We start from the raw sequence: 13,175 nt of genomic DNA on the forward strand, positions 1-13,175 counted from the left end.
CTTTTTTTGATCGAACGCAGCCTCAATTTCCTAGTGAGTCGTCTCCGGGAGATTATCGTCCGCTCCGTGCGTGAGTCGTTTCAGCGGTTTGAGGAGCAGTAAGATCAGGCTTCCGAACAAAATACAGAAAACTGCAATCCCAGTGAAGGTTTCCAGTTCACCCCAGGTTTGCGACCAGGCTCCGAGTTGACCCGCGAGTTTTTCGCCCAGTCCGGTCGCTGCCCAGTAAGCCCCCATGATGATCGAAGCATATTGAGCCGGAGCCAGTTTGGTAATGAATGAAAGGGCCACCGGCGAGGAAGACAGCTCACCAATGACGTGGAAAAGGTACGCCAGAATCAGCCAGTACATGGCCGCCTGTCCGGTTTGCTGAGCCTGCAAAGCGGCGGCCGTCATGAAGAAAAAGCCCGAACCCATGATCATGGTACCGATGGCCATTTTCGCCAGGGAAGAGCTTTCCCGACCCTTGCGAGCATTACGGGCCCAGAAATTGGCCACGGCTGTACCGAGCGTAATGACAAAGATACCGGAGAGGGACTGAAACCAGGACGCCGGAATCTCCATACCCATAAACTGCCGGTTGGTTTTTTGTTCGGCGTATAAATTCATCAAACCGCCGGCCTGCTCGTACGCTCCCCAGAAGGTGATCACAATCAAAAACGACAGCATCAGTACCCAGACCCGGTCTTTTTCCACGCGGGTCAGGGGTTGATTAAGTTTTGTGCGATCCTCCAGATCAGAACTTTTGCCGAGAAAATTACCGACTTCTGCCAAGTGTTTTTGGCCCTGAATGTACAGAATCAAGCTCAACAGCATGCCGATGCCGGCCAGGGCAAAGCCATAATGCCAGCCGTACTGATAGGCAACCCAGCCCACCATGATGGGAGCAAAAGCCGCTCCCAGATTGATCCCGATGTAAAAAATGGTGAAGCCTTTATCCCGGCGAGGATCGTGCTGGGCGTACAGTCCCCCCACCATCGTCGAGATGTTAGGTTTCAAAAGTCCAACGCCGAGTACAATTAGAAAGATACCCAGGTAAAAAGCCCACATGGTCTGAATCGCCAGAATCAAATGACCAATCGCCAGAAGCAGAGCTCCGATCAGTACGGTTTTCTTCTGGCCCAGAAAGCGGTCGGCGAGGTAACCACCGGGCAAGCTGGCCATGTACACACTGAAGCCGTACCAGCCATAAAAGGTCAGGGCTTCGGCGTTGGTCCAGCCCAGACCGGGATTCAGCCCCGTCACGGAAGCCGTCAGGTACAGCACCAGAATGGCCCGCATGCCGTAGAAACTAAAGCGTTCCCACAGCTCGGTCATAAACAACACAAACAGGCCTTTCGGGTGACCTAACCACTGTTTTTCGGGGGAAGAAGTCATGAGTGAACAAACAGAAATAATACGATATAGAAAGGGGATGGCTCCTGATGACAGGACTTTGGGGAGGACCGGGCTTGCTCCATTCGGTGAAAAGCCACTTCCTCGCCTCAGGCTGAATTTTCAGGAAAACACGTACTTATTTTTTTCGGAGTTGCACCGTCTTTCCCGTACGGGCCGACTCCCGGGCGGCTTCGAGAATACGCACCACCTGCACGTTGTTTTCCAGCGAATACAGCGGATGAGGTTTGATTTTTCCCCGGATCAAATCGGCAAAATAAGCAAAAGGATCGTCGTAAACGGGTAATTCCTGTTTCGTAATGCGTCGTTTCTGCTCTTTTTGCGAACGAGAGCGGACTTTATAATCCGTGGTATTTTCCGTAATGACGTAGCCCGCATCGCCGTATACTTCCATATCTTTTCGGCTGAAAGGCCAGTTCCAGGAAGCCTGTACAATGCACTGAGCCGAGGAGTATTCGATCACAATCGTGGCCTCATCGTCCACCTTGGGATAAATCTGGGGTTTGAACTGCCGGGTAACCGCCGTGACCGATAGCGGCGTTTCATTCTTCATAAAATACGTCATCAGGTTGGCTCCGTAGCAGCCGAAATCAATCAGGGCACCACCGCCGTTTTGTACGGGGTCCGTCAGCCAGTTAAAGAATTCGGCATTGACACCAATCTCCTTCGGACCCTCGTGTCCCGTGTGTACCACCATTTTCTTAAACGCCCCCACGGTACTGCTATCGGTCACGAGCTGATAAGCTTTTTCAATGCTGGGATACCAGGACGTTTCGTAATTGGTCAGTACCAGCGTTTGGTGCTTCCGGGCTAAAGAGGCCATTTGTTCTGCATCCGCTAAGTTGGTAGACAGCGGTTTTTCCACCATGACATGAATGCCCCGGGGAGCACAGGCCTCCACGACGGCTTTGTGCTCGTAAATCGATCCGAAGGCCACGACGGCTTCGGGTTTGACGGCATCCAGCATTTGTACCAGATCGCGGTAAAAAAGTTTGGAATCCAGGTGGTATCGTTCAGCGTAGCGTTTCGAAAGGTCCATATTGGATTCGGAGATGCCCACCAGTTCGATGTCGCCCAGCGGTTTTCGACCCAGAATCCAGGGGACGTGACCGTGGGTGATACCAGCTACGGCCAGTCGGACGGGTTTTTGGGCCTGAAGGTTCAGCATACCCAGCAGAAAAAAACAAACGAAGAATATAGTTTTCATTCGGTAACGAAGTCAGAAGCAAAAAGGGCAAACGCTTTCGCAGCCTGCCCTCGGGTTTGATCAATTAAGCCGTGAGTGTTCCCTCTAACGTAGGTCGGCGGTCGGGTTTACCATCGAGGATGGAAAGACTTCGCTGGAATTTGACCTGTACCTTCCCCGTTTCAAAGTGCAAGGAAATGATTTCGTAATGAGCGGTTTCGATGAATCGAACCAGGAAATCAAAGGTATTCTCGTTTCGCCAGGCTCCGCTCGTGGCAATAGGCGTGACCGTTTCACCGGGAACGGGCGTTTGGGTAAGTTTGAGCGGAGTCGTGGATAGATCCGTACGACCGAATTTCCAACGACCTAAACCCGCTTCGATGCGGTCTTCGCCCTGGGTATCCTTGAGCGTCAATTGAACGGAATCCTTCTTCACGTCCATTCGCACGGATTGAATACCCAGCGAATTTTCCTGAATCTGAAAGGTTTTCCCGTTGATTTGTTCACTCAAGGGGGAGCTAAACGTCCCCTCAGCCAGCGGTAGTCGTAGAGAAGTCAGCCGTTTTTTTAAAGCCGATTGGGCGGAGGCCGGACTAGACTTGCCCACGGATGGCAGAATGTGGTTCCAGGCGGCATCCATAATGCCCTGCATATTACTGGTTTCGCTGGTCATGGCAATGACGAGGTCGAGCTTGGGCAATACCAGACAGTACTGACCAAAGGCCCCGTCTCCCCGGTACCCCTCGTGGCGGCACCGCCAGAATTGATAGCCGTAACCCTGTAGCCAGTCGTTGGTTTCTTTGGGACGACTACCTCCCGAGGATTGTACCTGAAAACGCGTAGCCTCATCAATCCAGGCTTCGGTAATCAGCCGCTTGCCTTTCCAGACGCCTTTTTGCAGGTACAACTGACCAAATTTGGCAATGTCTTCCGTCTTAACCCGTAAGCCCCAGCCACCCGTGTTGATGCCCTGCGGACTTACTTCCCAGTCGGCCCCTTCAATGGCTAAGGGTTTGAAGAGCCGGGGTGTGAGGTAATCAAGTAAAGTTTGTCCGGTCAGCTTCTGCACAACGGCCGAAAGCATGTACGTAGCTCCGCTGTTGTAGACGAAGTGCGTACCCGGCTGATGTTCAACGGGCTGGGCCAGAAAACCCTTCACCCAATTCGGACTTTCGGCCATGGGACCCGTCGTATCTTTCGCGTGTCCGGTAGACATGGTCAGCAAATCCTTGATTCGCATGGCGGCCAGATTTGGACTGACCGTTGCGGGAAGATCTTCGGGGAAAAACTTGATGACCGGATCTTCTACCCGAAGCCGGTTTTCGGCTACTGCTAATCCAACGGCCGTAGAAGTAAAGCTCTTACTGAGCGAATAGAGCGTGTGCTTGAGATCAGCCGCGTACGGAGCCCACCAGCCTTCGGCGATAACCTGCCCGTGTCGCAGCACCATCAGGCTATGTACGTTGAGTTTTTCCTTTTCAACGGTTGCAATGAAATCCAGGATGCCCTGTGAAGCAACGCCCTGAGCTTCGGGCGTACTACGGGAAAGGGCGTTTCCAGGGGCTGGCTGCCAGGCTGGAAGCGTAGAAAGCAAACCCAGTTGAGCCGAGTGCATGCCCAACTGCTGCAAAAAGGTACGTCGAGATAGTGTCATCGTTGGTTTGAGGTAAAGAAGGTCTTAAAGGTAAGATATAACTTCAAAGGATTGCATACGTCCGCAGAAAGACGAGCCGGTACGCAGATCCGTCTAAAAATAGAAACGAAACCGTAACCCGTGTAGGGTTGATACATTTAATACTCTTTTTACGTATAAACATACGAACATTATATATAATTTTAACCATTCAAAACGCTCTGATCGGGGTTTCGGACGATTGGTTAACTTACTACTCACGCCATGCAAACAGGAATGATCGATGAACAAAAGTTGATTTCCGAACTCCAGCAGGGGAGTTTGACAGCTTTTGAGGCCATCTATTCCCAGTACTGGTATCCGATGTTTCTGGTGGCGTACCGTAAACTGAACGATCGTGAAGTAGCCGAAGAAATGGTACAGGATATTTTCGTAAAGCTCTGGGAACGAAAGGCGAGTGTCTCCATCAATCGGCTGAGTTATTACCTGTTCTCGGCGGTTCGGTACGCCGTGATCGATCAGATCAGAGCCCGGGTCACGCGGGAACAATATCTAAGCTATTACCAGTCCTTCTTATCGACGGAGGATTCGTCCACGGAAGAGGCCATTATCCTGAATGATTTACGTTCGGCTCTGGAAGATTCGCTGCAAACACTGCCCGAAAAGTCCCGCCAGGTATTTACCCTGAGTTATTTTGAGAACTGGTCCGTCACCCAAATTGCCCACCACATTCAGCTTTCTGAAAAAGCCGTAGAGTATCATCTTACTAAAGCCGTCAAATTTCTCCGTACGCACTACCAGGATCATTTACTGGGCACGCTGCTTTATCTCATTCTTACTAACCGTTAATTGAACGAAGGCAAGAATTTTAGTGGGTATCGAGCCTTTTTATATAAACTTTCGTAGAAATTTTAAAACGATTTAGGTCAAATCCTCGCACATCCGACTTGTTAGATAGGAGCGGCACTCAAGGCTCTCTACTGCTTGTATGACCCCGGAAGAATTTCAGGAGCTTTTGCTACGCTACCAGCGTAACGAAGCCACCGCCGAAGAACAGCAGCGTATCCACGCCTGGTACGACCGCCTGGCAGCCGATTCGCAGGAAGAACTTCCCCCAACGGAACGTCCGCCGTTGCAAGCCAAGCTGTGGTCGACGATTCGTGAGCGTATTGATGAACCTGAGCCGGAGATTCAGATCCGTCCTCTCCGAAAAGTCGGTTGGTACGTGGGGGTGGCCGCATCGGTACTACTAGTACTATCCATTGGTCTGTGGTTCTGGACGCAGTCGTCGGTGAATTCTGGACAACTGGCGGTTCATACGGCGGCTCCGCTGCTTACCGCTCGTGGACCGCAAACGCTCACCCTTTCCGACCAGAGTCAGGTAACGCTGCTGCAAGGAAGTAGCCTGCGATATTCGTCAACCTTCACTGGAAAGCTTCGGGAAGTAGACTTACAGGGAACCGCCTTCTTTCAAATTACCAAAAATCCTGAAAAGCCTTTTCTGGTGCACACGGGTTCGCTGGAGACGAAGGTGTTAGGGACGAGTTTCTGGGTGAGGCATCAGCCGAAACAAAGCTACGTGCAGGTGCAGGTGGTTACAGGTAAAGTTTCCGTACAGCATGAGCATAATCAGGTAATCCTGGTACCGAATCAGCTCGTTACGTATTCGCGGGAGAAACCCTGGCTGCAAACGGGCCTCGTTCAAAATCCCCTGGTGGTGGATGCCTCCGTTTCGATGCGATTCAAAGACGTACCGCTGCTTCGCGTGGTTGAACGTCTTGAAAAACGCTATGGCATCACCCTGCTCATCAAGCAATCGGCCTTGCGTCAGTGTCCCTTCACCGGAGATCTGACGGGACTGGGCCTCTATGAGCAGCTGGGTATGATTTGCCAGGCTCTGAATGCTACCTACCAATCCGACGGTACTCAAATCCTGCTACAGGGTGCGGGTTGCCGATAAATGACTTATCCTACTTACCTCCTCTAAAACTGATTGCCATGATTAACTCCAAAGACCTAATCTAATTTCCTAATTCTGGTAGTCTCGTACGACCACTAGTAAAGCCCTTACGCACCTTCGCTCGGAAGGCGTGCGGGGACGTTTTGTGCCTGTTAAAATGAATAAGACCTATGAAAAAAACACGTTACTTCAAACCTTACGCTCTGGCGGGCTGGTTGCTCCATCGTTCTTTTCTGCCGCTACTACTAACCGTACCGCTCTTTAGTTACGCTGAACCCATCCATACAGTTCAGGATGTGCTGGAGCGTACCGTAACCTTACCTGCCGGGAAAGTGAGTCTGGAGCAGGCCTTAAGTCAGATTGAGAACCAGGCTTCCGTCAAGTTTGTGTACAGTCGCAAAGTCATTCAGTCCGATCAGCAGGTATCGGTCAAGGCCATGCATACCAAACTGGAAGAAGTACTGAAAGCCTTACTAGGCCCTTTAGCCATCCAGTATCGACTCGTGTCGGGACGCATTGTGCTTTCCAAAAGTCAGGAAACGATGCTGCTGACCGCCCCAAAATTAACAGTAACGGGGACTGTTACCGATAATCAGGGTCAAACCTTAACCGGTGTAAGCGTAGTCCTGAAAGGCACCACGACGGGCTCGGCTACCGACGCCAATGGGCGGTATACCCTGAATGTCCCCGACGATGCCGCCACGCTGGTTTTCTCGTACGTGGGTTACGTAACGCAGGAAGTGTCCGTCGGCGGGCGAAGTGCGATTGATGTCAAACTAGAAACCGATACAAAATCGCTTTCTGAAGTCGTAGTCATTGGTTACGGTACCCAGAAACGGAGTGACGTGACGGGCTCCCTGGCGTCGTCAGTTCTAAAGAGTTGAATGAACTGCCCGTAGTCAATGCCGTACAGGGTCTGGCGGGCCGGGCGGCGGGCGTGCAGGTGGTGCAAAACTCAGGTGCACCGGGAGCCAACATCAGCATTCGGGTACGGGGTGGTAATTCGTTGCTCGGCAATAACGAACCGCTGTACGTAGTGGATGGTTTTGCCTTGTCCGGAAGCCCGACTACACTGAACCCCGCCGATATTGAGTCGATGGAGATTCTGAAAGATGCCTCGGCTACAGCCATTTACGGGTCACGGGGAGCCAACGGCGTGGTGCTGATTACCACCCGGGCGGGGAAAAGCGGCAGTAACCGGGTCAACATTGATAGTTACGTCGGATTTCAGACGGTACGTAAAAACTTGACCTGCTCAATGCCCGCGAATTTGCGGAAATCGCCAACGAACGGGCTCGCAACGATGGCTTGCAACCGTATTTCACCTCCGATCAGGTCGCTTCGTTTGGTCAGGGTACGGACTGGCAGGATGCCATTTTCCGGACGGCTCCCATCCAAAACCACGTGGTTACGTTTTCCGGGGGTAGCGAAAAAACGCAGTACTCCGTCTCAGCCAGCTTATTCGATCAGCAGGGGATTGTGATCGGCTCGGGGTACAAGCGGTACTCGGTTCGGGCCAATTTGAATCAGAAAATCAACGATAAATTACGGCTTACGTATACCAGCGTACTGAGCCGTACGGGAACGCAGGCCATCTCCAGCGACAACAGTTCGCGGGGCAATGGGGTGGTATCAGCCGCGTTAACTGCCCCACCGATGATTGCTCCCTACGATGCCAATGGCAATTATTCGAACGTAGTACCCTATTCGTTTAGTCCGAACGCCGCCGAAAATGCCGTGGCTCTAGCTCTGGAACGGAAAAACGAAACGACGGGGAGTGGTATTCTGACCAACCTGGGCTTGACTTACGAATTTATTCCCGGACTAAGCCTTCGCGTATCCGCCGGGGTCGATTACGCAAACTCCCGGAGTGATTATTACTCGCCCCGTCTTTTTAAAGCATCACCTTCGGGATCGGGTAGTACCAGCTATTATACGCGAACTAACTTTCTCAACGAGAACATCTTAACCTATAGCAAGACCATTCAGGAAGCTCACGCTGTATCCTTTACGGGGGGCTTTACGTATCAGAGCGAGTTAGTCAATAATAACGGACTCGGAGCGAGTGGCTTTACCAGCGATGTCTTACAGAACAATAATCCCCAGTCCGGTAGTGTGATCGCTACACCTACGGCTTCGATTTCAGACTGGAAACTGCTTTCGGGACTCGCCCGGGCCAACTATTCTTACCGGGATCGCTACCTGCTGACGGCCAGCATTCGGGCCGATGGTTCGTCCCGGTTTGGGGCTTCCAACAAATGGGGCTATTTCCCCTCGGCGGCCCTGGGCTGGCGAATTAGTGAAGAGGAATTCATCAAACCCCTGACTTTTGTTTCCAATCTGAAGCTACGGGCCAGCTGGGGCCAGACGGGTAGTACCGCTATCAATCCCTACCAGACGCTGAATACGCTTCAGTCCATGCAAGTCATATACGGCAACGATTTGTACGCTGGTTTTGCTCCGGGGGCGACCAAACCGAACCCGAATTTGAAATGGGAAACCACGACGCAAACCAACCTGGGACTGGACTTCGGGTTTTTCCAGGAACGCCTCCGCTTATCCGTGGATTACTACCGCAAAAATACCAACGATTTGTTGGCCCGCGTGCCCTTGCCAAGCTCCTCGGGTTATATCGAACAGGTACAAAACCTGGGTACCATTCGCAACCAGGGCGTGGAGCTGGATCTGGGTGGAAACATCCTGACGGGTAATTTTAAGTGGGATGCGAGCCTGAATTTTGCGGCCAACCGTAACAAAGTAATCAAACTAGCCGGGGGTAGTGATGTGTTCGGAAATTCACTCGATATTCCACTGAACGTTTCGGTAAACCTGATCCGCGAAGGCGAGCCCGTAGGTGTTTTCTTTGGCTACGTGGAAGATGGACTGACGGAAACGGGAGCGATTCGGTACAAGGATCTCGACGGCAACGGTACCCTCAATAACCTGGACCGTACCATCATCGGCAATCCCAATCCCGATTTCATTTACGGTTTCACCAATAATTTTTCCTACAAAAACTTCACGCTGAACGTGTTTTTGCAGGGCATTCAGGGAGCGGATATTTTCAACTTCAACCTGTCAAATCAGGCGAATGCTTTCAACTTCGGTGAAAATCAGGTACGCAGCTCGCTGGATCGCTGGACGACGGAAAACCCCAATCCGGCGGCGAAAAACCCGAAAGTTAGCATTGGCTCTACGTTCCGGGAATCCAACCGCTTTGTGGAGGATGGCTCGTTTTTACGGTTGAAAAACATTCGCCTGGCCTACACCCTGCCGTTGACGAAGTGGAGTGTCAACTGGTTGAAATCCGCTCAGATCTACGTGAGTGGCCAAAATCTGCTGACCTTCACCAAGTACTCCTGGTATGATCCCGAAGTGAGTAGCCGGGGTGGAGCAGCCTCCATTACGGTCGGTATCGATCAGACCAGTTATCCCGTTGCCAAAACCTATACCTGCGGCGTAAGCCTTGCCTTTTAATGCTAAGCCCAACTGCTATGAAAAAGATACTTTGCATAATGGCTGTGGTCACAGCCCTTAGTTCCTGCCAGAAGACCTTACAGGAAGTACCGGTCGATCGCCTGACCGAAGAAAATTTTTACCAAACGCCAACGGATGCCCGTTCCGCAATCTATTCCATTTACGACGCCTTGCGGAGTACGGGTTATTACGGAATGATCTATTTGCTGGAACAGGAAGCCAATACGGATTATGCCAACGGTCGCGGCTCGTATGCCTTCATCAGTGAGTATCAGGGACTGGATGGTACCAACATTGGTCGGGTAGAAGGGGTGTGGTCACAGGCGTACCGGGCCATTCTTCGGTCCAACATTGCTCTGGAACGCATTCCCGCCATTGCCATGGATGAAACCGAGAAAAAGGGTCTGCTCGCCGAAGCCCGGTTCCTGCGGGCACTGGTGTATTACGATCTGGTCCGGAACTGGGGTGGAGTACCAATTCGTACCTCGACTACGGCTTCCAATGACGTACCCCGTTCGTCCGTTGATGAGGTGTATAAACTCATTCTGGAGGATCTGACCGCCGCCGAAACTGACCTCCCCGCGACGCCCGCCGTGGCGGGACGGGCGACGAGCTGGGCGGCGAAAACGCTACTGGCCGACGTATATCTGACGCGTCAGAACTGGACGCAGGCCCGGGATAAAGCCAAGGAAGTCATGGATGGTAAGGCCTACTCGCTGGTGCCGGTGACGACGGTAGCTGATTTCGAGAAAATCTACGGAGCGACGGTAACGACGAGTTCGGAAGATATTTTCTCACTGAAGTATTCTTCCACGGGCGGTCAGGGTTTTCAGTACCTGCTGTACATCCACGCGGAAAATACCCAGTACTCCCCACCGGGCTTCCGGACGATTTACGCCCGTCAGACCTTTCCACTGATTGCCAACTGGGACGCGAAAGATTTACGAAAAGAGTTCAATATTTACGGACAGTACGTCAACCGAACCACGGGCCAGATCGTGACCCTCCCCGCTAACGAACCGTACCAGTTCCGGAAGTTCAAAGATCCGGCCTCGGTAGCGGCCAATGCCAGCGGCAATGATTTACCCCTGTTCCGGTACGCCGATGTCTTACTGATTTACGCCGAAGCGGCGAGTCAGGCTGCTAGCGGTCCCACACCCGAGGCGTATCAGGCGGTCAATCAGGTACGTCGCCGGGCGTACGGAGCGGATATCGCAACGGCCAACGCGGCCGTCGATTACGCCGGACTGAGTGCTCAGGCCTTTCGGGAGGCGGTGCTACAGGAACGGGCCTACGAATTTATGATTGAAGGCAAGCGGTGGAATGATATGAAACGACTGGGCGTAGATCAGGTAAAGACCATCGTCCAGCGGGCCAAGGGCAAGACGATGAAAGATAGTCACGTGCTCTGGCCCATTCCAAAAGCTGAACTCGACAATAACGGGGCGATTAACGCCGAAGACCAAAATCCGGGGTATTAATGTAGACTTCTGACCCGGAGATAAGCTCCGGGTCTTCGAATTTGCTTGAAGCTATGATGAAAAAAACGATTGGATGGGCCTTCTTCCTGCTGACGATGAGCCGAATGGCTCTTGCCCAAAACGCTTCCTATGACATTTGTATTTACGGAGGCACATCCGCGGGAGTCATTGCGGCGTATACCGCCAAAAAAATGGGTAAAACGGTGGTGCTCATCGAGCCGGGCCGCCACTTGGGCGGGATGAGTTCGGGCGGTCTGGGTTATACGGACATTGGGAATAAGTACGCCATTACGGGACTGGCGAACGACTTCTACCGTCGCATCGGTCAGCACTACGGAAAATTTGAACAGTGGATTTTCGAACCCAGCGTGGCCGAAAATTTATTCAAAGCGTACTGTAAACGGGGCGACGTTCCGGTAGTATACGAATATCGACTCGCCAGCGTCAAAAAGACGAACAACGTGATTAACCAAATCACGCTGGAAAAATCGAATCAGCCCTCGGCGGCAACCAACCGGACGATTCAGGCTAAAATGTTCATCGATTGTTCCTACGAAGGCGATCTGATGGCGAAGGCGGGCGTTTCGTACGTGGTCGGACGGGAAGCTAACAGCCGGTATAACGAAACGTTCAACGGCGTACAGGTGATGAATGGTCATCAGATGCCCGAGAAAATGGACCCCTACGTGGTGCCCGGCGATCCGAAAAGTGGATTGCTTTGGGGGATTAATTCCACCCAACTCGCACCCATCGGCTCGGGGGACAAAAAAGTACAGGCCTATAACTTCCGGATTTGTCTGACCAACCAGCCGGAAAACCGGATTGCCATTACCAAACCCGCCGATTACGATCCCAAACGGTACGAATTGCTGCTTCGCATCATCGAAAAGCGGTCTTGGAAAGCCCTCAACGATATGTTTATCTGGAGCCGGATGCCCAATGGTAAAACCGACATCAACAATCGAAACGGGTTTTCGACGGATATGATCGGGATGAACTGGGACTATCCGGACGGTGATTACGCGACCCGGACGAAGATCTGGAATGACCACGTGAGCTATACCAAAGGGCTGTTGTATTTCGTGGGAAATGATCCTCGGGTACCCGCCAGCGTTCGGCAGGAAATGCAGCAATGGGGCTACCCTAAAGACGAGTATACCGATAATGAAAACTGGAGCCATCAGTTATACATTCGGGAGGCTCGCCGGATGGTGGGCGAACTGGTGATGACTCAACACCACTGTCAGGGCCGGGAAGTGGTATCGGATGGGGTAGGGATGGCCGCCTATACCATGGATTCGCATAACTGCGATCGGTTGATCATCGACGGGTTTGTGAAAATGAAGGCAACGTGGAGGAAGGCGGCTTCGGACCCTATCCGGTTTCGTACCGGGCCATCGTTCCTCAGCAAAAGAAGCGGCCAATTTGCTGGTCCCGGTTTGTTTGTCGGCTACGCACATTGCCTATGGTTCGATCCGGATGGAACCCGTCTTTATGGTACTGGGACAGTCGGCGGCAGTGGCCGCGGGTATGGCGATTGATGGCAAACAACCCATTCAGGCCATAGACGTCAAACAGTTACAGAAACGGCTAGCCAGTAATCCCTACGCCGATGGCAGTCAGCCGGATATTCTTGTCACCAGCGACCACGAAACCCAGACGACTCGCAAGGGTTCCTGGATGGTACAGACCTACGGCGGTTTCGGTCCTTCGTTTTTGATGGATACTACGAATCAGGAAAAGTCCATTCGCTTCAAACCTACGATTCCCAAAGCGGGAACGTATACGATTTACACCTACGTACCGAAAGTAAAGAACCGCTCCTCCGAAGCGAGTATCGAAGTCTTTGACGGAAAGCAGAAAAAGCAGCAAATGATCCGTAGTGCGGAGGTACAGGTGGCCGGTCAGACGTCCGGGGAATGGGTCTCGCTGGGCAGTTACCCCTTACCCGCCGGAACAACGGCCTACGTAGAAATCAGTGGAAAGGGCAACGTCATTGTCGATGACGTATTACTCGTGCCGGAACGGAAGCGATAAGTATCC

The 13,175-nt window shown here is 52.3% G+C and carries 10 protein-coding genes and 1 pseudogene; 8 read left to right on the forward strand and 3 right to left on the reverse strand.

The annotated features are described in order from the left end of the window. Positions 1–30 precede the first annotated feature (30 nt). The 3 genes from BWI93_RS23075 to BWI93_RS23085 all read right to left on the reverse strand — a co-directional run bounded on the left by BWI93_RS23075 (position 31) and on the right by BWI93_RS23085 (position 4,235). The gene (locus tag BWI93_RS23075) at positions 31–1,377 is read right to left on the reverse strand and encodes a peptide MFS transporter (RefSeq protein WP_094815822.1); all 1,347 of its coding nucleotides are present in this window, start codon (positions 1,375–1,377) and stop codon (positions 31–33) included. 136 nt (positions 1,378–1,513) lie between these two features. Then, positions 1,514–2,602, reverse strand: coding sequence for a Gfo/Idh/MocA family protein (locus BWI93_RS23080; RefSeq protein ID WP_094815824.1), 1,089 nt, complete (start codon positions 2,600–2,602; stop codon positions 1,514–1,516). A gap of 64 nt (positions 2,603–2,666) precedes the next feature. Beyond that, on the reverse strand, positions 2,667–4,235 hold the full coding sequence (locus BWI93_RS23085; protein ID WP_094815826.1) for a serine hydrolase: 1,569 nt from the start codon (positions 4,233–4,235) through the stop codon (positions 2,667–2,669). 255 nt (positions 4,236–4,490) lie between these two features. Here BWI93_RS23085 and BWI93_RS23090 point away from each other — a divergent pair, with 255 nt between their 5' ends. The 8 genes and pseudogenes from BWI93_RS23090 (at position 4,491) to BWI93_RS29800 (ending at position 13,169) form a co-directional block, all read left to right on the forward strand. Then, complete coding sequence (locus BWI93_RS23090) at positions 4,491–5,063, forward strand: RNA polymerase sigma factor (protein WP_176454305.1); 573 nt, start codon at positions 4,491–4,493, stop codon at positions 5,061–5,063. 139 nt (positions 5,064–5,202) lie between these two features. Next, a complete protein-coding gene (locus tag BWI93_RS23095; RefSeq protein WP_094815830.1) occupies positions 5,203–6,174 on the forward strand; it encodes a FecR family protein in 972 nt (323 codons plus the stop codon). A gap of 170 nt (positions 6,175–6,344) precedes the next feature. Further along, positions 6,345–7,058 (forward strand): carboxypeptidase-like regulatory domain-containing protein, encoded by a 714-nt coding sequence (locus BWI93_RS28340; protein ID WP_217902321.1) that lies wholly within the window; start codon positions 6,345–6,347, stop codon positions 7,056–7,058. Further along, positions 7,055–7,309: pseudogene (locus tag BWI93_RS29130) on the forward strand (TonB-dependent receptor plug domain-containing protein); the annotation flags it as partial. The gene BWI93_RS28340 and the pseudogene BWI93_RS29130, both read left to right, overlap by 4 nt. A gap of 143 nt (positions 7,310–7,452) precedes the next feature. After that, entirely contained in the window at positions 7,453–9,651 is a 2,199-nt protein-coding gene (locus tag BWI93_RS23100; protein WP_303396368.1) for a SusC/RagA family TonB-linked outer membrane protein, read from the forward strand. 17 nt (positions 9,652–9,668) lie between these two features. Next, on the forward strand, positions 9,669–11,132 hold the full coding sequence (locus tag BWI93_RS23105) for a RagB/SusD family nutrient uptake outer membrane protein (RefSeq protein WP_094815832.1): 1,464 nt from the start codon (positions 9,669–9,671) through the stop codon (positions 11,130–11,132). Positions 11,133–11,185: 53 nt separating this feature from the next. Next, entirely contained in the window at positions 11,186–12,673 is a 1,488-nt protein-coding gene (locus BWI93_RS23110) for an FAD-dependent oxidoreductase (RefSeq protein ID WP_369679208.1), read from the forward strand. Then, positions 12,576–13,169, forward strand: a complete 594-nt coding sequence (locus BWI93_RS29800) for an FAD-dependent oxidoreductase (protein WP_369679209.1) — start codon at positions 12,576–12,578, stop codon at positions 13,167–13,169. The genes BWI93_RS23110 and BWI93_RS29800 overlap by 98 nt, the downstream gene beginning before the upstream one ends. The last annotated feature ends 6 nt before the right edge of the window (positions 13,170–13,175 follow it).

It is taken from the genome of Siphonobacter sp. BAB-5385, assembly GCF_002261125.1.
In the GTDB taxonomy this organism is placed as follows: domain Bacteria; phylum Bacteroidota; class Bacteroidia; order Cytophagales; family Spirosomataceae; genus Siphonobacter.

Coding starts and splice junctions, on each gene's coding strand:
- BWI93_RS23075 (WP_094815822.1), bottom strand. CDS start 1,377: ATGACTTCTTCCCCCGAAAAACAGTGGTTAGGTCACCCGAAAGGCCTG.
- BWI93_RS23080 (WP_094815824.1), bottom strand. CDS start 2,602: ATGAAAACTATATTCTTCGTTTGTTTTTTTCTGCTGGGTATGCTGAAC.
- BWI93_RS23085 (WP_094815826.1), bottom strand. CDS start 4,235: ATGACACTATCTCGACGTACCTTTTTGCAGCAGTTGGGCATGCACTCG.
- BWI93_RS23090 (WP_176454305.1), top strand. CDS start 4,491: ATGATCGATGAACAAAAGTTGATTTCCGAACTCCAGCAGGGGAGTTTG.
- BWI93_RS23095 (WP_094815830.1), top strand. CDS start 5,203: ATGACCCCGGAAGAATTTCAGGAGCTTTTGCTACGCTACCAGCGTAAC.
- BWI93_RS28340 (WP_217902321.1), top strand. CDS start 6,345: ATGAAAAAAACACGTTACTTCAAACCTTACGCTCTGGCGGGCTGGTTG.
- BWI93_RS23105 (WP_094815832.1), top strand. CDS start 9,669: ATGAAAAAGATACTTTGCATAATGGCTGTGGTCACAGCCCTTAGTTCC.
- BWI93_RS23110 (WP_369679208.1), top strand. CDS start 11,186: ATGATGAAAAAAACGATTGGATGGGCCTTCTTCCTGCTGACGATGAGC.